The sequence below is a fragment of the Qipengyuania flavescens genome (genome assembly GCF_029688735.1).
Taxonomy (GTDB): Bacteria; Pseudomonadota; Alphaproteobacteria; order Sphingomonadales; family Sphingomonadaceae; genus Qipengyuania.
Genome location: NZ_JARULD010000004.1, coordinates 129,320 through 147,199 on the forward strand (window position 1 = coordinate 129,320; position 17,880 = coordinate 147,199).

21 protein-coding genes are annotated in these 17,880 nt (G+C 65.5%); 7 read left to right on the top strand and 14 right to left on the bottom strand.

Annotated elements, in window-relative coordinates; translation table 11 throughout:
* Nucleotides 1-63: 63 nt before the first annotated feature.
* The 6 genes from P8R33_RS11880 (at nt 64) to asd (ending at nt 3,694) form a co-directional block, all read left to right on the top strand.
* The gene (locus P8R33_RS11880) at nt 64-954 is read left to right on the top strand and encodes an SPFH domain-containing protein (RefSeq protein ID WP_278329176.1); all 891 of its coding nucleotides are present in this window, start codon (nt 64-66) and stop codon (nt 952-954) included.
* A 22-nt stretch (nt 955-976) separates the two neighbouring features.
* Nucleotides 977-1,168 carry a type II toxin-antitoxin system antitoxin gene (locus P8R33_RS11885; RefSeq protein WP_278329177.1) on the top strand — a complete coding sequence of 64 codons (192 nt, stop codon included), beginning with the start codon at nt 977-979 and terminating at the stop codon, nt 1,166-1,168.
* A 1-nt stretch (nt 1,169) separates the two neighbouring features.
* Complete coding sequence (locus tag P8R33_RS11890; protein ID WP_278329178.1) at nt 1,170-1,433, top strand: hypothetical protein; 264 nt, start codon at nt 1,170-1,172, stop codon at nt 1,431-1,433.
* Nucleotides 1,434-1,493: 60 nt separating this feature from the next.
* Nucleotides 1,494-2,480, top strand: a complete 987-nt coding sequence (locus P8R33_RS11895; protein WP_278329179.1) for a right-handed parallel beta-helix repeat-containing protein — start codon at nt 1,494-1,496, stop codon at nt 2,478-2,480.
* 63 nt (nt 2,481-2,543) lie between these two features.
* A complete protein-coding gene (locus P8R33_RS11900) occupies nt 2,544-2,807 on the top strand; it encodes a DksA/TraR family C4-type zinc finger protein (protein WP_278329180.1) in 264 nt (87 codons plus the stop codon).
* Between the two features lie 26 nt (nt 2,808-2,833).
* The gene (gene asd, locus P8R33_RS11905) at nt 2,834-3,694 is read left to right on the top strand and encodes an archaetidylserine decarboxylase (protein WP_278329181.1); all 861 of its coding nucleotides are present in this window, start codon (nt 2,834-2,836) and stop codon (nt 3,692-3,694) included.
* On the opposite strand, the gene P8R33_RS11910 is transcribed toward asd, so the two are convergent.
* The 8 genes from P8R33_RS11910 to pabB all read right to left on the bottom strand — a co-directional run bounded on the left by P8R33_RS11910 (nt 3,673) and on the right by pabB (nt 10,366).
* The gene (locus P8R33_RS11910; protein ID WP_278329182.1) at nt 3,673-4,173 is read right to left on the bottom strand and encodes a GNAT family N-acetyltransferase; all 501 of its coding nucleotides are present in this window, start codon (nt 4,171-4,173) and stop codon (nt 3,673-3,675) included. The genes asd and P8R33_RS11910 overlap by 22 nt on opposite strands.
* Nucleotides 4,170-5,192 (bottom strand): GTP cyclohydrolase II, encoded by a 1,023-nt coding sequence (gene ribA, locus P8R33_RS11915; RefSeq protein WP_278329183.1) that lies wholly within the window; start codon nt 5,190-5,192, stop codon nt 4,170-4,172. Before ribA ends, P8R33_RS11910 begins: the two co-directional genes overlap by 4 nt.
* 35 nt (nt 5,193-5,227) lie before the next feature.
* The gene (gene xth / locus P8R33_RS11920; RefSeq protein ID WP_278329184.1) at nt 5,228-6,019 is read right to left on the bottom strand and encodes an exodeoxyribonuclease III; all 792 of its coding nucleotides are present in this window, start codon (nt 6,017-6,019) and stop codon (nt 5,228-5,230) included.
* Nucleotides 6,020-6,476: 457 nt separating this feature from the next.
* The gene (locus P8R33_RS11925) at nt 6,477-7,136 is read right to left on the bottom strand and encodes a LolA family protein (RefSeq protein ID WP_278329185.1); all 660 of its coding nucleotides are present in this window, start codon (nt 7,134-7,136) and stop codon (nt 6,477-6,479) included.
* 83 nt (nt 7,137-7,219) lie between these two features.
* A complete protein-coding gene (gene rpmG / locus P8R33_RS11930; RefSeq protein WP_050601641.1) occupies nt 7,220-7,387 on the bottom strand; it encodes a 50S ribosomal protein L33 in 168 nt (55 codons plus the stop codon).
* Nucleotides 7,388-7,504: 117 nt separating this feature from the next.
* Nucleotides 7,505-7,909: an alternative ribosome rescue aminoacyl-tRNA hydrolase ArfB gene (arfB, locus tag P8R33_RS11935; protein WP_278329186.1), complete on the bottom strand. Its 405-nt coding sequence runs from the start codon at nt 7,907-7,909 to the stop codon at nt 7,505-7,507.
* Nucleotides 7,902-8,558 carry an RluA family pseudouridine synthase gene (locus P8R33_RS11940; RefSeq protein WP_278329187.1) on the bottom strand — a complete coding sequence of 219 codons (657 nt, stop codon included), beginning with the start codon at nt 8,556-8,558 and terminating at the stop codon, nt 7,902-7,904. Before P8R33_RS11940 ends, arfB begins: the two co-directional genes overlap by 8 nt.
* Nucleotides 8,555-10,366 (bottom strand): aminodeoxychorismate synthase component I, encoded by a 1,812-nt coding sequence (gene pabB, locus P8R33_RS11945; RefSeq protein WP_278329321.1) that lies wholly within the window; start codon nt 10,364-10,366, stop codon nt 8,555-8,557. Before pabB ends, P8R33_RS11940 begins: the two co-directional genes overlap by 4 nt.
* A gap of 109 nt (nt 10,367-10,475) precedes the next feature.
* Here pabB and P8R33_RS11950 point away from each other — a divergent pair, with 109 nt between their 5' ends.
* Nucleotides 10,476-12,002: a helicase HerA-like domain-containing protein gene (locus P8R33_RS11950; protein ID WP_278329188.1), complete on the top strand. Its 1,527-nt coding sequence runs from the start codon at nt 10,476-10,478 to the stop codon at nt 12,000-12,002.
* Between the two features lie 29 nt (nt 12,003-12,031).
* On the opposite strand, the gene P8R33_RS11955 is transcribed toward P8R33_RS11950, so the two are convergent.
* The 6 genes from P8R33_RS11955 to P8R33_RS11980 form a co-directional block, all read right to left on the bottom strand.
* Entirely contained in the window at nt 12,032-13,438 is a 1,407-nt protein-coding gene (locus P8R33_RS11955) for an ATP-binding protein (protein ID WP_278329189.1), read from the bottom strand.
* Nucleotides 13,435-14,169 carry a response regulator gene (locus P8R33_RS11960; RefSeq protein ID WP_278329190.1) on the bottom strand — a complete coding sequence of 245 codons (735 nt, stop codon included), beginning with the start codon at nt 14,167-14,169 and terminating at the stop codon, nt 13,435-13,437. Before P8R33_RS11960 ends, P8R33_RS11955 begins: the two co-directional genes overlap by 4 nt.
* A 63-nt stretch (nt 14,170-14,232) precedes the next feature.
* Nucleotides 14,233-14,919 carry a CREC-EF hand family protein gene (locus P8R33_RS11965; RefSeq protein ID WP_278329191.1) on the bottom strand — a complete coding sequence of 229 codons (687 nt, stop codon included), beginning with the start codon at nt 14,917-14,919 and terminating at the stop codon, nt 14,233-14,235.
* A 200-nt stretch (nt 14,920-15,119) separates the two neighbouring features.
* Entirely contained in the window at nt 15,120-15,524 is a 405-nt protein-coding gene (locus P8R33_RS11970; protein ID WP_278329192.1) for a cupin domain-containing protein, read from the bottom strand.
* Entirely contained in the window at nt 15,521-15,916 is a 396-nt protein-coding gene (locus P8R33_RS11975) for a VOC family protein (protein ID WP_278329193.1), read from the bottom strand. Before P8R33_RS11975 ends, P8R33_RS11970 begins: the two co-directional genes overlap by 4 nt.
* A 72-nt stretch (nt 15,917-15,988) precedes the next feature.
* Nucleotides 15,989-17,791, bottom strand: a complete 1,803-nt coding sequence (locus P8R33_RS11980; protein ID WP_278329194.1) for an aminopeptidase P family protein — start codon at nt 17,789-17,791, stop codon at nt 15,989-15,991.
* Nucleotides 17,792-17,880: the final 89 nt, after the last annotated feature.

A 17,880-nucleotide genomic window follows, 5' to 3' on the forward strand; every position in this document is an offset into this window, starting at 1 on the left:
GATATAAAAATGATATCATAATTATATCGGAGGTGATTCGTCGTGACATTGGAACTCAGGGGAATGAAGACGAGCCGCGAAACTGCGGCGACGTCTTACAATGGCTATATAATGCTGATCGTGCTGGCGGCCTTGCTGGCATTCGCCGCTATTGCGCTGCCGGGCATGGCGCCTCCGTCGGGTGCGGAGAAGGCGGCCAAGCTGGTGTTCGTCGGCACGCTGGTGGTGACGGTGCTGGCGCTGTGCATCGTCGCTGCCGGCTTCTTCATGATCCAGCCCAACCAGGCCGCTGTAATCACGCTGTTCGGCGAATATCGCGGCAGTGAGCGGACCGAAGGGCTGCGCTGGGTGTGGCCGTGGATGATGCGGAACAAGATTTCGGCCCGCGCACACAACATCCACTCCGAACGCGTAAAGATCAACGATTTGCGCGGCAACCCGATCGAGATCGCCTGCAACGTCGTATGGCGCGTGCAGGATACGGCGCAGGCCAGCTTCGACGTCGACGATTACAAGGAGTTCGTGAACATCCAGATCGAGGCGGGGCTGCGCACGGTCGGTTCGCGCCACCCCTATGATGATTTCGAGGACGAGGAAGTCACGCTGCGTGGCAGCGCCGATGTCGTCAATCGCGAGCTGCTGGAAGAGCTGAACGACCGGTTGAAGGTTGGCGGCGTCGTGGTGGACGAGGCAGGCTTGACCCATCTCGCCTATGCCAGCGAAATCGCCAGCGCCATGCTCAAGCGACAACAGGCCGATGCGATCATCGCCGCACGCAAGAAGATTGTGCTCGGCGCGGTTGGCATGGTCGAGGATGCGCTCGTCAAGCTGAGCCAGGACAATATCGTCGATATGGACGACGAACGGCGTGCCACCATGGTCTCCAACCTGATGGTCGTTCTCTGCGGCGAGAAGGACGTCGCGCCGGTCGTGAACGCCGGCTCGCTCTACTAGGCGGCCCGGCGGAGCGCGTCCGATGGCGAAAAAGGCCTTTGCCCTGCGGCTCGACCCGGCGGTCCATGCCGCGGTCGAGCGGCTGGCCGCAGACGAGCTGCGCAGTGCCAACGCCCAGATCGAAATGCTGCTGCGCGAGGCGCTCGACCGGCGCGGGATTGCGGTTAGCAAGACGAAGCCTGCCCGCCGCGGGCGACCATCGAAGGAGCAGTGACATGCGTACCGAGGATGACCGGTTCTGGTTCGAGCCGAAGAAATTCGGCTATGGGGCCGGGAAACCGATTGCCTGGCAGGGTTGGGCTCTCTTGCTGGTATATACGCTTGTCATGCTCGCCCCAGCCCCGGCGCTCGAATGGGATCCGATTCTGGGCCTTGGCATCGCCATCGCAGTCTGGGTGCCGGCGACACTGCTTCTCGTCGTCATCGCCAAACGAAAAACGCGCGGCGAATGGCGCTGGCGCAACGGAGAGAGTGACTGAGCGGTTGGCGGCGTCGAATAGCCTATCACCCTGTTAACCATTGCGTGCTAGGCATATGGCATGACGACTCCGCTCGCCCCCGCTTCGGACCGCTTGCCCGGCTGGCTACTGGCCGGTGTGGCGGGCTTCGCGCTGGCAGTAATCCCGCTCGCGGCCGTGATGGCGCAGGAACCCGCGCCCACACCCTTCACGGTCCAGGAAACGGGCCAGGGCTTCGTGACGCTGCAACAGGCGGTCGATGCCATCGGGGACGGCGAGGGGACCATCCGGATCGCGCCCGGCAACTGGCGGCAATGCGCTGTGCAGAGTGCGGGATACATAACCTACACCGGCGAAATGCCGGGACAGTCGCTGCTTGGCGGAACGGCCTGCGAAGGCAAGGCGCTGCTCGTGCTGCGCGGACGCGGGGCGCGGGTCGAAGGGCTGGTGCTGGCCGACGTCAGCGTCGGCGATGGCAATGGCGCTGGCATCCGGCTGGAAAAAGGTCCGCTGCATGTCTCGCAGACCTGGTTCCGCGACAGCCAGCAGGGCATCCTCACCGTCAACGGCGTCGATAGCGAGATGGTCATCGACAAGTCGACCTTCACCCGCCTCGGCACTTGCGAACATTCGGCAGGCTGCGCGCATTCGATCTATGCCGGCGATTACGGCAGCGTCACGGTCACTCGCTCGCGCTTCGAACAGGGGCGTGGCGGCCATTATTACAAGTCCCGCGCTGGGCGGAACGTGGTGGTCGATAACAGCTTCGACGATTCCAAGGGCCGCGCCACCAACTACATGATCGACCTGCCGAATGGCGGCGGTGGTGAAATCCGCGACAACTGGTTCGTGCAGGGCGCGGACAAGGAAAACTGGTCCGCGCTGATCGCCGTGGGGGCCGAGGGCGCGCAATACAGCGCGGACGGGCTGGTGATCGAGGGTAACAATGCCCGCCTCGCGCCGGGGCTCGGCCGCAATCCCGCCTTCGTCGCCGACTGGACGGGCCACGATATCCTCATTCGCGGCAATACCCTGGGCACCGGCCTCAAGCGCTACGAGCGCCGCTGAGCCTTCCACACTGGCGAAACCTTGGGCGGCCCGATCCGTTGGGCCGGTGAAGGAGATTGCCGCATGGCAGGCGGATGGGCGCGCGATGGCGCAGTTCAGGATCAGATCGACGACACGGTTAGCGACGCGGTCAGCGCCGCCCGCTCGCGCATGCCAAGGGGCGAGAGCGCCGAATATTGCGACGAATGCGGGGAGGACATCCCCGAGAAACGCCGTGCGGCCCTGCCGGGCGTGCGCACCTGCGTCGAATGCCAGTCCCGCCGCGATGGGGCGCTGCGCCAATCGGGCATCAATCGCCGCGGCAGCAAGGATAGCCAGTTGCGCTGACCTGCGCGGCGCGCCAAGGCCTCTCGATGTCTTCCCCTTTCATTCTCCTCCAGCACGCGCTCCCGCATCATGCCGTATCGCGCCTTGCGGGCAAATTCGCATCGAGCGAGACGCCGTGGCTCAAGGACCGCCTGATCCGTCGCTTCATCGCCACCTACGATATCGACATGTCGCAGGCTGCGCGCAGCGTCGAGCAGTTCGCCAGCTTCAACGACTTCTTCACCCGCGAACTCAAGCCCGGCGCGCGCCCATTGGCCGATGCGGATGAATTCGTACTCTCGCCAGCCGATGGCGCGGTCAGCCAGATCGGCACGATCGAGCGCGGCGAGATCTTCCAGGCCAAGGGACGTGCCTTCACCGCGCGGCAGTTGCTGGGCGGCGATGCCGCGGCGGCCGAACGCTTCGAAGGCGGCAGTTTTGCGACGATCTACCTCAGCCCCCGCGACTATCACCGCGTCCACATGCCCGCCGCCGGGGCGTTGCAGTCGACCACCTATGTGCCGGGCGACCTTTTCAGCGTGAACCAGGTCACCGCGGAGAATGTCGATGGCCTGTTCGCGCGCAACGAGCGGCTGGCGTGCCTGTTCGATGGGCCCGTGGGTCGCTTCGCCAGCGTGATGGTCGGCGCGATGATCGTCGCCGGGATCGAGACTGTCTGGTCGGGCCGGGTCGAAGCGCATGCGCCGAAGCTGGAACACGAGGATTTTGCTTCGCGAAATGTGTCGCTGGACGCTGGCGCGGAGATGGGTCGCTTCTTCCTCGGCTCGACTGTCGTGCTGCTGTTCGAACCGGGCCAGGTCGAGTGGCTCGAAGGTTTCGAAGCCGGAAGCACCGTGCGCATGGGCGAGGCGCTGGGGCGCAGGGTTCAGCCGAAGGCGGGCGCGTAGCTTACGGTACCGCTCGGCGCATCGCCTTCGAGGACAAGTCGCTGGAAATACTCGGCTGGTGGCCCCGGATACCGTAGGTCCGGATCGTGCTCGAAGCCGAAGCGCGCGTAATAGGCTGGATCGCCGAGCAGGACGATGCCGCGTGCGCCCATGGCGCGGATGTCGGCAATGGCACGCTTCATCAGGCGGAAGCCGATCCCTTCGCCCTGGCATTCGGGCAGTACGCTGATCGGGCCGAGACCGTACCAGTCGCGGGAGCCGTCGGTGATGGCCACGGGCGAAAGAGCGACGTGGCCCACAAGGCGCTCTGCGGTCTCGGCGACTAGCGACAGGGTAAGGTCGCCATCGCGGCGCAGCGCATCGACTATGCCCGGTTCGGAGCCATCACTGAACGGCATGTTGCGAAAGGCGGCTTGCGTCAGCTCATGGATAGCGCGGACGTCGCTTGCCTGCGCGGGCCGGATGGTGATGGCGCTCATGGCAGCAAATGTCCCGCGCGATCGCGCTTGGTGGCGAGATAGTGCGCATTATGCGGATTGTCGGGCAGGCTGTGGGGCACGCGTTCGCTCACCGTCACTCCTTCGCGTTCCAAGGCTTCGACCTTGGCCGGATTGTTCGTCATCAGCCGGATCGTGTCGACCCCCAGCAGGTCGAGCATCCGCGCGGCGGTGGGAAAATCGCGCGCTTCGTCGGGCAGGCCGAGCCGCGTGTTCGCATCCACGGTGTCGAAGCCCTGATCCTGAAGGCGATAGGCGCGCAGCTTGTTGACGAGGCCGATGCCGCGCCCCTCCTGTCGCATGTAGAGCAGCACGCCCCATCCGCCAGCTTCTGCCTCACGGGCCATCGCTTGGAGCGCCGCATCGAGCTGCGGGCCGCAATCGCATTTCAAACTGCCGAGGATGTCGCCGGTGAGGCATTCGGAATGCAGACGGACCAGCGGCGGGCGGTCTGTGTTTGCGGTGCCGATCACCAGCGCCACATGCTCGCGCGTGTCGTCGGGGCTGCGGAAGGCGACGATCTGCGCGTCTTCGGCGGCAGCGACCGGCAGCCTGGCGCGGGTCGCGATCTGGAGGCGCGCGGCGTCGGCGAAGTGGGCGACGTCCTCAACCTCGAGCGAAACCGGCTCCGCCGCGCCTTGCGGATCGACGAGGAAGGCAGGCAGCACACCAGCCATGCGCGCCAGCTCCAGCGCCGCGCGTGCCTGTTCTTCCCAAACCAGCGGCAGTGCCTTGAACGGCCCTTTGAGCGGTCGCTGCAAATCCAGGGCCGGGTCCGCAACCGCCAGGGCTGCGCCGAGATCGAACGTCTCGGCAGCGCGCATCAGCACCGGCTGGCGCGGCACCGCGGCCTCGATCTGGTTCGCCAGCTTGAGCGTCGCCGCGCGTGTCGCCGAGAGCAGCATGGCCTCGCCGGTCACATCGCCGAACGCCGTTTCGACCGGTTGCAGCACCGGCGCTCCGGCAATCGCCAGCGGCCAGCCATGGCGCAGTGCATCCACCGCCTGCGCCGCGCGGCGGGAGGCGCTCGCTTCGCTCAGAGGGTGAACTCCGTCACCAGCGGCACATGGTCGGAGGGCTTTTCCCAGTCGCGCGCATATTCGTGCACCGAATGGCCGGTCGCCTGTTTCGCCAGCTCCGGACTCGCCCACATATGATCGAGCCGCCGCCCGCGATCGTTCGCCTTCCAGTCCTTCGCGCGATAGCTCCACCAGCTGTAATAGCGCTCGGGCGCCTTGATATGCTCGCGCCCGATATCGGACCAGCCATGCGCGTCCATGAAGCGCTGGAGGCTGTCGACCTCGACCGGCGTATGGCTGACGACTTTCAGCAGCTGCTTGTGGTTCCACACATCGCTTTCCAGCGGCGCAATGTTAAAGTCGCCGACGATCAGCGTGGGGCGATCCACCGCATCGGCCCAGCGGGTCATGCGCTCGAGGAAATCGAGCTTCTGCCCGAACTTCACATTTACCTCGCGGTCGGGCTCGTCGCCGCCTGCGGGGACATAGACGTTCTCGACGATCATGCCCTGATGATCGGTCAGCTCCACGCCGACGTGGCGCGCCTCGCCATTGTCCTGCCAGTCGTGGCGCGAGAACTCCGTCAGCGGCGTCTTCGCGACCGTCGCGACACCGTGATAGCCCTTCTGGCCGTGCACCGCGAAATGCTCGTAGCCGAGCTCGCGGAACGCGTCATAGGGAAACTGGTGCTCCTGGCACTTGATCTCCTGCAGGCAGAGCACGTCGGGCGCCTGCTCCTTCAGGAAACGCTCGACGATGGGAATGCGAAGGCGGACGGAATTTATGTTCCAGGTAGCGACAGAAACCATGAGGGGGCTTTAGGTGCGTTGTCCGGTAGCGGCAAGCGGCAGGGGTTGGTTGTTTTCTGAGTGCGCTATCGACATCCGTCGATAGCTTGCGGCACCGGCCCACTCCCCCACCCGACCACCCACGGCACGGTATTCTATGGGCGGTCGGGTGGGGGAGTGGGCCGGTGCCGAAGGGAAGCACGGATGTGCTTCCCGCATCCAACAAAAACATGCCCAGCCACCCCCAACATCGCCCCCCCAAACACAAAAAACCCCCGCGCCGGGGGCATTGGCACGGGGGTTTCTCTTTTAGCGTTCGTCACGCTTGGAACGAGGCGAACCAGGATGAGGGGGTCAACAGGGGGGAAACCCGCCTCTCGTCGTCTCGCAATTGGAAACTAGGCCTGCAGCGATTGCCCTTCAATGAACGGTGCGGCGCGAAATGTCGTAATTATACAACGAGCCGCCGCCGAGCCGTTTATCCCGGGCGACGGGACGAACGGCGCGGGTCCTTGAAGGTAAACGCGCTGTCGGCAACCGACACGCCGTAACGCTGATTCCGCAAGCGCACGGTAGTGCGATGGTTCTGCGAATCGAGCGCGACCCAGTGGGTCAGCTGCAGTCCGCCCGGGGCACTCGAATCGCGTGCGAAGATCAGCGTGATCACGCCGAATTCGGGGCGCTTGGGATCGCGCACCTGGATGCTGACGACGTCGGGATGGCCCGAATCGATCAGCTTGCCGTATTTCTTCACATCGCGATTGGGATCAAGCAGCGCGCCGAGCGGCGAATTGCTGATCGGCCAGCGCTGGACCTGGTTGACCTCGTAATCGACGAGATACATCGACTTGCCGTTGGAGACGACCAGCATCGGCACGCCCTTGGCGTATTCGAAGCGGATTTTGCCCGGGCGCTTCAGCGTCATCACGCCCGAAACCGACTGCCCGTTGCGGTCGGTCTGCGTGAAATCGGCCTTCATTGTCGTAATGCCACGCAGCGCAGTCACCGCTCGGTCGAGATCGCCGGCAGCGGCCTCGACAGGCGCAGGGGCCAGAATGGCGGACACAGGAAGCGCAGCGGCAACCCCGAGGGCAAGCGCGGCGCGGATCGATTTGGTTTTGAAAGACAAGGTGCTCATGCTCCGTGTTCTAGGATCGGAGCATTGAACCATCACTGAACCCGCGCAGTTCCCACCATTCAGGAAAAGCGGGCCCGGGAAGATTACTTGATCTTCGCTTCCTTGAACTCGACGTGCTTGCGCGCGACGGGATCGTACTTGCGGAAGGTGAACTTCTCGGTGTGGTTCCGGGGGTTCTTCTTCGTCACGTAGTAGAAACCCGTGTCGGCAGTCGAGACGAGCTTGATCTTGACGGTTGCGGGCTTCGCCATGGCGTGTTCCTAAAGATCCTGTGAGGCCGGTTGATGGCCGAAAAAATAAGGGCGGCGCGTCGAGCACCGCCGTCCGGCGCGCCCTTTGTGTGATTCACGGGGAAAAGTCAAGCGCCGCTACAGCTTCACCGGCCCGCGTTTCGCCTTCACCTCGCCGCGCGCCTTCTTGGCCTTGAGCCGCTTGACCTTGCCAACGCGGTTCACGCGGCTTGTCTTGCGCTTCTTCGGCGGGGTCAGCGCCTCGTTCAGCAGCGCGACGAGGCGGTCGCGCGCAGCTTCCCGGTTCTGCTCCTGCGTGCGGTATTCGTTGGCGGTGAGGACGATCTCACCGCTCTTCGTCAGCTTGCTGCCGGCGATATCTTTCAGCCGTTCGAAAGCGTCCGGCGGCATGCCGATCCGGAACACGTCGACCCGCAGCTGCACAGATGTCGCGACCTTGTTGACGTTCTGGCCGCCCGGGCCGGAGGAGGCGATGAACTTCTCCTCCGCAATCTCCAGCGCCCGGTCGGCAATTTTACCCATCGGAATAGCCGAGCGCCGCAAAGTCGCGGGGCAGGGGTGCGCTGGCATCGATCGGCGGTTTGCCCTCGCGCGGCACAGTCAGTGCGGCGGCGTGCAGCATGGTGCGCCGCGCGCCTTTTCCGCTGCCATAGACCGGATCGCCGAGGAGAGCGATGCCGAGCCCGGTCAGCGCATGGACGCGGATCTGATGGGTGCGGCCGGTTTCCGGGCGGAATTCGACCAGCGCGCGACCGTTTTTCACATTGAGCTTGCGCCAGTGCGTGACGGACGGCTTGCCTTTCTTCGCCGCGATCATCCGCCAGCCCTTCTCGGCACTGCTGATCTTGGCGAGCGACAGCTCGATCGTGCCTTCCGCTTCCTCCGGCACTCCGTCGAGAATCCCGAGATAGCGCTTTTCCACCAGCCGCTCTTCGAAAGCCCTTGCGAAGCGCTTCAGCGCCTTCGGATTGCGCGCTAGCAGCAGGCAGCCGCTCGTGTCGGTGTCGAGCCGGTGGACCGGCATGGGCGCGCGCTGGAATCCGAGCTTCAACTGCTCGTAGTGATCTTCGAGGCTGATGCCGCCCTTGCGCGGCCGCTCGATCGGCAGGCCGCCGGGCTTGTCGATCACCAGCGCTTCGCCGTCTTCGAAGAGGATCGGGATGTCGGTCATGTCTTGAGCCTTGCTGCCAGCATCAGGCGCAGGCCGTTGCCGAGATGAAATCCGTTCTCCAAGTCCTCGATTCGCAATTCCGCCTCGCGCGCCTCGCCGCTGGCGATCAGCGACTGGCGCAGCACACCCGGCAGCAGGCCGAGCGAGGCGGGCGGGGTCAGCCACACGCCGTCCTCCCCGCGCACGAAGATATTGGTGATGCTGCCCTCGGTCAGCAGGCCGTCCTCGCGCACGAACAGCGCCTCCTGCGCGCCGCGCTGCCAGGCGACGTTTCGAGCCTCGTCGTAAAAGGATCGGTCGCTGGTCTTGTGGCGCAGGCGCCAGTCGCCGGGGTCGACCGGCAGCGGCATGACGATGGCCGTCGCGGGATCGGGCCAGGCCTGCGGCATGTCGAGCGCTTCCAGCGCGATCGCTCCGCTGCGCGAGGCGAGCAGGCGTACGCGGCTCGGCTTCTCGATCACGAAGCACAGCGCGTGCAGCTGGTTGCGCGCCTCGTGCCGGTCGAAGGCGAAGCCCAGCTCCGCTGCGCTGGCTTTCATTCGTTCGAGATGTGCTTCCAGCATGGGAATGCCATCCTCGGGCGTGAACCGCATGGTTTCGATCAGGTCGAACTGCGCGGCGCGGTGGTCGGGCGAGCTGGAGCGCCCGAAGGCACCCTTCAGCAGCGCCTCGCGCCATTCGGTGCGCGGCTCGCTATCGGCAACGATCGCGCCGCCCACGCCGAGCACGGCCTTGCCGCGCCCGTTCTCGATCTCGGTCAGGCGCAGCGTGCGGATCGCGACATTGAAGGCGGCATCGCCATCTGCACCGATCCGCCCGATCGCTCCGCAATAGGGGCCGCGTGGCGCAGTCTCGACCTCGTCGATCAGCTCCATCGCTCGGATCTTCGGCGCGCCGGTGATCGAGCCGCAGGGGAACAGCGCGCGCACGAGATCGACCGCGCCTTCGCCTTCCTTCAGCTGAGCCCGAACCACGCTGACCATCTGGTGGACCGTAGGATAGCTTTCGATGGCGAACGGCTCGTCCACCCGGACGCTGCCGGGTTCGGCCACGCGGCTGAGATCGTTACGCATCAGATCGACGATCATCAGGTTTTCGGCCTTGTCCTTGACCGAAGTGGCGAGCTCCTCGGCCATTGCCCGGTCGGCCTCTGGATCAGCCATGCGCGGACGCGTGCCTTTCATCGGCTTCGCCTTCGCCTCGCGCCCCTTGAGGGACACGAACAATTCCGGGCTGAGGCTGAGCAGCCAGTGAGAGCCATCGAAGACCACCCCGCCGTAACCCGCCTGCGCCACCGGACGCAGCGCAGCGTAGAGGCCCAATGGGTCGCCGGTGAAATTGCCGGCGAGCGGGAAGGTGAGATTCGCCTGGTAGATATCGCCTGCGCGTATCGCCTGCTGCAACGTCTCGAACGCTTCGGCATAGCCGCCGGGCGAAAGCTGCGGCTCGAGCGGCCCGACGCTGCCATCACCCTTCGCATGGCTGGTCAGCCACGCCGGAACATCGGCAACGGAAATGCGGGTCGGCGTGTCGTACAGGCCGAGCCACACCAGCGGTCCGGCCCCGCCGCTGCGCGCTTCGGCCAGCGCCGCCAGTTTCGGTTCCAGCGCAAGCCCTGTCTCGTAGGCGATGTAGCCTGCCAGTTCGCCGCCATCGCGCCGCGCGGCATCGGCCTGCGCCAGCACCTCTTCGACCTCGTCCGGTCGCCGCGCTACGAAGGTTTCGCGCGGGTTTTGGAACAGCAGGGCATCGGCCGCACCGCTGGCGCGCGCATCGTCGAGCAGGATGAAGGGATGCCGGTCGGTCATCGTGCGACAGCCTTTACCCACTGGCGCAGCGCTGTCGAGGGATAGCTTGACCTCGCGCCGCGCCCTGCGCCACACCGCAGCCCGATCGGATTTCGGGAGCGGACTTTTCATGGGTGACATTTTCCTTGGACTGGGCGGCAATGGCGAGAACCAGCATCTGCGCCTCGCGCAGGCCAATCGCCACGGGCTGATCGCCGGGGCGACGGGCACCGGCAAGACGGTGACGCTGCAGGGCCTCGCCGAGAGCTTTTCCGCCAATGGCGTCCCGGTGTTCGTCGCCGATGTAAAGGGCGATCTGTCGGGCATCGCCATGGCCGGATCGCCGCAGTTCAAACATGCCGACAAGCTGGATGGACGCGCGAAAGAACTGGGCATGGAAGACTATGCCTATGCCGACAATGCGGCGGTGTTCTGGGACCTCTATGGCGAGAAAGGTTTCCCGATCCGCACGACGATTTCCGAGATGGGCCCGCTGCTCCTCGCCCGCCTGCTCGATTTGAACGATACGCAGGAAGGCGTGCTGAACATCGTGTTCCGCTATGCGGACGAGAACAACCTCCTGCTGCTCGACCTCGGCGACCTGCAGGCGATGCTGAGCTTCGCCTACGAGAACGCCAGCGAGCTGTCGGGGACCTATGGCAACGTCTCCAAGGCCAGCATCGGAGCCATTCAGCGCCAGCTTCTCAGCTTCGAAAGCCAGGGCGCGGACATGTTCTTCGGCGAACCGGCGCTGGAGATCGACGACTTCCTTGCGGTGGATGATCAGGGGCGCGGGATGATCAACATTCTCGCCGCCGACAGACTGATGCGCAGCCCGAAGCTCTATGCGACCTTCCTGCTCTGGCTACTCGCCGAACTGTTCGAGACGCTGCCCGAAGTGGGAGATCCCGAAAAGCCGAAGCTGGTGTTCTTCTTCGACGAGGCGCACTTGCTGTTCGACGACGCGCCCGAAGCGCTGGAAGACAAGGTGGAGCAGGTTGTCCGCCTCATCCGCTCCAAGGGCGTGGGCGTCTATTTCGTGACTCAGAACCCGATCGATATCCCCGAGAAGATCGCCGGGCAGCTGGGCAATCGCATCCAGCATGCACTGCGCGCTTTCACCCCGCGCGACCAGCGGGCGATCAAGGCGGCGGCGGAGACGTTCCGCATCAATCCCGAGCTCGATGTCGAGCAAGCGATTACCGAATTGAAGGTCGGCGAGGCGCTGGTTTCGACGCTGGACGAGGATGGCGCGCCATCAGTGGTCCAGCGCACGCTGATCAAGCCGCCGCATTCGCGCCTCGGACCGGTGACCGAGAAAGAGCGTAAGATCATTAACTCGGTCAGCGATCTCGATGGGAAGTACGACGAGCCGGTCGATCGCGAAAGCGCGGAGGAAGTGCTTGCCGCGAAGACTGCCGATGCCGCGGAGACGGCCAGCGAAGTCGAGAAGAAGGGCCGTGAAGAGGTCGCCAAGCAGGAGCGCAAGACCCCATCCATGTGGTCGAAAGCCGGCAAGGCGGCGGCGCGGGCTGCGGCGGGCTCGCTCACCTCGGTCGCGGTGGCGACGGTGCTGGGCAAGAAGTCGAGCGCCGATCCGGTGCGTACCGGGCTCAACGCCTTCGTGCGCAATATCGTCGGCGGGCTGATGCGGTAGGGGTTTCGGTTCGCGCCGGTACCGACCGTCTAAACAGGAATACGCAATTCCGCGCGCAATCCGCCTTGCGTCCGGTTCCTCAGCACCAGCCTGCCGCCATGCTGTTCGGCGATCGCGCGGCCGATGGTGAGGCCGAGGCCTGCGCCGCCGGTAGCGCGGTTACGGCTCGCCTCGCCGCGCGTGAAGGGTTCGAGCATTTCGGCGATACGATCGTCCGGGATGCCGGGGCCGCTGTCTTCCACCGCGATGACCGCCTCGCCGCCATCGCGGGTCAGCGCGATCTCGGCCGAACCGCCATATCGCAGCGCGTTGGAAACGAGATTGCGTACGGCGCGCTTCGCCCAGGTGAGGTGGACGGGGGCCGCCACCCGCTCGCCCTCCAGCAGCACTACCGGCTCGCCCATGTCCTCGAATTCCTCCACCACCGACACGAGAAGTGCGTAGAGATCGGTGCGTTCCGCAGGCCGGTCCGTGCGGCCGAGGCGGGCCAGCAGCAGGATTTCGTCGAGCGTGCGGGTGATGTCCTCGATGCTGCCCACCATGCGGGCGCGGGCAGTGTCGTCCTCGACGCTCTCGACCCGCACGCGCAGCGCGGCAAGGGGTGTCTTGAGATCGTGCCCGATGGCGCCGAGCATGACGTCCTTCTCGTCCAGCATGGCGCCGATCCGCGCCTGCATGGCATTATGCGCTTCGATCAAGTCGCGCACGTCGTCCGGCCCGGTGGGATGGACCGGCGTTTCGGGATGGCCGATCCCGCCGAAGCGCCGGGTGCTGTCGGCCAGCGCGGCAAGTGGCCGTGTGATCCGTCGCAGCACGAACCACAGCAGACCGAAGAGCACGATGAACAGGACCACCGTCTGGAAAACGAGTGTACGCACGATCGAGCGGTCGCGCGGGGGCATCGGCAGGCGCGCGACCTGCCAGGTGTCGCTGCCTTGCTGGCGCAGGCCGACGACGAGCAGTTCAGCTGGAGCATCGCGCAGACGTGCGGCGAGGCGGGGAAAGCGTTCGCGTGCGCTGGCGATCAGCGGGTCGGCCAGTGTCGCGCGGCGGGCGACGACGAGTTGCTCGATAGCGATGCCCTGCGCTTCGAGTACCTCGCGCAACGCCGCTTCGCGATCGGGTAGGCGGACGTCCGATACGTCCAGCGGGCTCTCGTCGCTTTCCGAATAACGCAGGCGGCGTGGCAGGCGGGCGCCGCGGAACTCTCGCCTGTCGTCCCGTCGGAAGCGTTGGCGCGCCTCATCGCGGCGCCCCTCGGCGCGGGCCTGTCCGGTGACCAGCTGGAAAGCAGCAGCATTGGCCAGCGCCAGTTCGCGGCGCTGTTCGGCGGCGCGGTACAGCAGCGTGGTCGAGATCGCCTGCGCGACCAGCAGGGCAACCGCCATGGCCAGCATCACCTGGCCGAACAGGCTGCGGGGCAGCAGCCTCGTCACCGGCTTTTGCGGCCCGTTCGGGTCACGTCGGCAGAGAGCCGATAGCCGCCGCCGCGTACGGTCTGGATCAGCTGCGGATTGCGACTGTCGGCCTCGATCTTGCGGCGCAGGCGGCTGACCTGATTGTCGACTGCGCGGTCGAACAATTGCGCTTCGCGGCCCTGCACCATGTCGAGCAGCCGGTCGCGATCGAGGACCTGGCGGGGATGGTCGCAAAAGGCGCGCAGCATGCGGAATTCGGCGGTCGAGATGGGCACGGTTGCGCCGTCCGGATCGACCAGCTTGCGCTTGAGCGGATCGAGCGTCCAGCCATCGAAACGATAGACGAGCTCCTCGTCCTGCATGATCGGAGCGCGCTCGAATCGGCGCAGGACCGAGCGGATGCGCGCGATTAGTTCGCGCGGCTCGAAGGGCTTGGTGACATAGTCGTCCGCGCCGATCTCGAGACCGACGATGCGGTCGGTCGCCTCGCCGCGCGCTGTCAGCAGGATCACCGGCAGGTCCCGCGTCTCGACGAGATGGCGGCACAGCGACAAGCCGTCCTCGCCCGGCATCATGATGTCGAGCAGGACGAGATCGGGCGTCGTTTCGCCGAGCGTGGTGCGGGCGGCAGCGGCGCTTTCCGCCTCGAGCACGGAAAACCCCTGGCCGGAGAGATATTCCGCCAGGGGTTCCCGCAGTCCCGGCTCGTCGTCGACGAGCAGGAGGGTGGTGGGCGCGGTGTCGGTCATGGTCTGTCCCCGCCGCGCCTACCGGGTAAGTCGGCAAGCGATCAAGCGCTTACTCTACAGCGCTTACTGGGCCTGGCGCGCCGCGCGGCGTTCCTGCCACTTCGCACGGCGTTCGGCCTTGGCAGTTTCACGTTCCTCGGCCGTCACCTGGCCATTGTCGTCGGCATCGAGCCGGGCGAAGCGCGCGGCGACCTGCGCGTCGAATTCGGCCTTGCTGATAGCCTGATCGCCATTGGTGTCGAGGCGGGTCATGCGGTTCATGCCGCGTTTGCCGCGATGACCGCGTTCGCCGCGGGCTTCGTGCATCGCCTGCATCTCGGCCATGGTCAGACCGCCCGAATTGTCGGTGTCGGCAGCCGCGAAGCGTTCCGCCATGCGTTCGGCGCGATTGCCGCCACGGCGGTTCATCCGCTCGGTGCGCTCCACGCCGCGTTCGGCCATGCGTTCGGCACGCTTGGCTCGGCGCGTCTCGTGGGCGGCCTGCATTTCGGCCTGTGTGACTTCGCCGTCATTGTCGGCGTCGATGCGGGCGAAATGCTCGGCCATCTTGGCCTGACGGTCGGCGTGGTTCAGCACGCCGTCGGAATTGCTGTCCATACGGGCGAAGCGCTCGGCCGATCTGGCCTGCATTTCGGCAAGGGTGATGACCCCGTCGCCATTGGCATCGGCACGTTCGCCCTTCTGGGCGAAAGCGACGCCGCCGGTCAGGGCGAGCGCGGCGGCGGAAAGGGAAAGGATGGTCTTGCGCATTGCAAATCTCCGTAAGGGTTCAAATCGGAGAGCTGCGACGGCGGGGGAGGGGGAGGGAGACCGGTTCGTCCGCCGCAGCTCGTGTGCCCTTTCTAGGCCCGCCATGTCGCAGCAATATCCCGGATCGCAGGGGAATTGTATCGTATTGTATCGGCCCGCCGGAACCGTTCATCCACGCGAAAGCGCTGCGTTGGCGGCGCTCAGCGCGGGCGGTGCTGCGTGCCTTCGCCGGCGGTGATGAAGATCGCCGTGGCGCTCCCCTCGATATCGGCGGTGTGCCAGACGCCGGGCGCGTTGATCGCATATTCGCCCGCCTCCAGCGCAACCTGCTCCTGCCGTCCGTCGGTAAATTCCTGCGTCAGTACCATCCGCCCCGCCGTGCAGATCACGACCTCGTCGCCGACGGGGTGCATCTCCCAGCTGTCCCAGTCCTCGGTGAAAGTATGCTGGCTGACCAGTCGCCCTTCGCGACCGTCCGCGCCGTGGCGCTGTCCATAGCCTTCGTACCATTCCGTCCCGCCCTCGAAAGGCGGCTGCGGCACGGCAGTCGCGCCGAGGCCGAGATGCACGAAGCTCTCGGCCAGTCGGCGCGGCTCTTTGCTCATTCCGCCTTATCCATCAGGAAGGCATTGAGCTTGTTGCCGTCCGGATCGCGAAAATAGGCGGCGTAGAAAACCATGCCGTTCGCGTCCGGCTCACCGCGCGGACCCGGCTCGCCCTCGTCGCTGCCGCCATTGGACAGCGCGAGTTCGTGCAAGCGTTTCACCTGATCGCGGTCTTTGCATTCGAGCGCCACCATCACGCCGTTGCCGACGCTGGGTGCATTACCATCATAGGGCTTGGTCGCGGCGATCCCGGGCGCGCCATTCGCATCGCCCCACGCAATGAAAGTCGGGAATTCCATCATCCGCCCGACGCCCATTTCGGCGGCGATCGGATCGTAGAATTTGGCCGAGCGTTCGAGGTCCTGGCTTCCCAGCGTAACGTAACCGATCATGGCATTTCTCCTCTGTCAGCGACTCGCGACCGCTTTCGAATCGTGGAGAACATTACAAGAACAAGTGCATTCCTACAAGGGCGCGCATTGCTCCTTCAGCCAATCTAGATCGTCGCCCTCCATCTGCGGGCCGAGGATCGCCTCGACCTGCTCGTGATAGCGGTTCCACCAGCCGATCTCGGGCTCGGTAAGCAGGGTCTTGTCCACCAGCGTCCGGTCGAGCGGGACGAAGGTCAGCGTCTCGAAGCCGAGATATTTGCCCTCGCTTGCGATCGGCGCTTCGACCACCAGCACGAGGTTTTCGATCCGGATGCCGTATTCGCCGGGCTTGTAATAGCCGGGCTCGTTCGACAGGATCATGCCTTCGCTCAGCGGCGTTTCGGTGCCGGGGAAGGCGCCGCCCGGCTTGCTGATGCGCTGGGGCCCTTCGTGAACCGAAAGATAGCTGCCGACCCCGTGGCCAGTGCCGTGGCTGTAATCGACCCCGCCCTGCCACAGATGCATGCGTGCCAGCGCGTCGAGTGCGCCGCCGGTCGTCTGATCGGGGAAATACTGCATCGCCAGCTGGATGTGGCCCTTCAGCACGCGGGTGTTGCGCTCGATCATCTCCGCGCTCGGCTCGCCCGGGCCGATCCAGACGGTGCGGGTGATGTCAGTCGTGCCGTCGTCATACTGGCCACCCGAGTCGACGAGGTAGATCGAGGATGGCGGGATCGGGATATTGCTATCCCCGTCCACCTTGTAGTGCGGCAGCGCGGCATGGCCGGCGGCAGCGCTGATCGTGTCGAAGCTCGCATCGCGCAGGATGCCGCAGTCCTCGCGAAATTCGCGCAGCTTGGCGGCGGCGGCGAGCTCGTCCACGCCGCCTTTGGGCGCCTCGATACCGAGCCAGCGCAGGAAGCGGCTGACCGCGACCCCGTCGCGCGCCTGCGCGTCGCGGTGGCCCTGCTGCTCGGCGGACGTCTTGATCGCCTTGGGCATGATCGTGGGGTCGCCGTCGCGCACCACCTTGGCCCCGCCTGCTTCGAGCGCATGGAAGATGCCTGCGACCGCATGGTTCGTATCGACGGCGACGGTTTTGTCCTTGAGATCCGCCAGCGAAGCTTCGAACTGAGCGCGCGGGCGCACGGTCACTGCATTGCCGAGATGCTGCGCCAGCGCGGGCGTCACCTTCTCCGGCGCGATGAACAGTTCTGCCGTGCCATCGGCGTGGGCGAGCACGTAGGACAGCGCGACCGGTGTGTTGTCGACATCCTTGCCGCGCATGTTGAGCAGCCAGGCGACAGAATCGAGCGCAGTGACCACGGTGGCGTCATAGCCCTCGCGCTTCAGCCAGTCGGCGACCTCGGCACGCTTGTCGGCGCTGGAGCGGCCGGCGAGCTTTTCGTCATGCGGCGCGGCCTCGGCAGCGGAGGGTTCGGGCTGGTCGTCCCAGATCGCGTCGATCGGATTGCCGTCCACCGGAACGAGCTTGAGGCCTTTCTTGGCGAACAGCTTCTCCGCGCTTTCCGCCCATTCGATGCCGTGAAGCCAGGCGTCGTAACCGATGGTCGCGCCTTCGGGCGCAGTCTCCGCGATCCATTTGGCGGGCGAGGTCGCGGGCACGTCCTCGTAATCGTAGAGCTTGCCGTCGACCTGCTCGCGCACCTGCACGGTGTAGCGGCCGTCGGTGAACATGGCCGCGCGGTCCTTCAGCACCACGGCGCTGCCCGCACTGCCGCCGAAACCGGTCAGCCATTTGAGGCGCTGGGCATAGCTGCCGACATATTCGCTCATATGCTCGTCGGAAATCGGGATCACGAAACCGTCGAGGCCGCGTTTGCCGAGTTCCTTGCGCAATCCGTCGAGGCGGGCTTCGTATGTCTGCATGAGCATGGGCGGGGTCCTTTGCGTATCGTCGGGCCGGATCGTCGCACCGGCGCTTGCGGCGCGCGCCTCCCCATCTTAGGTCGGGCGCGCAATAT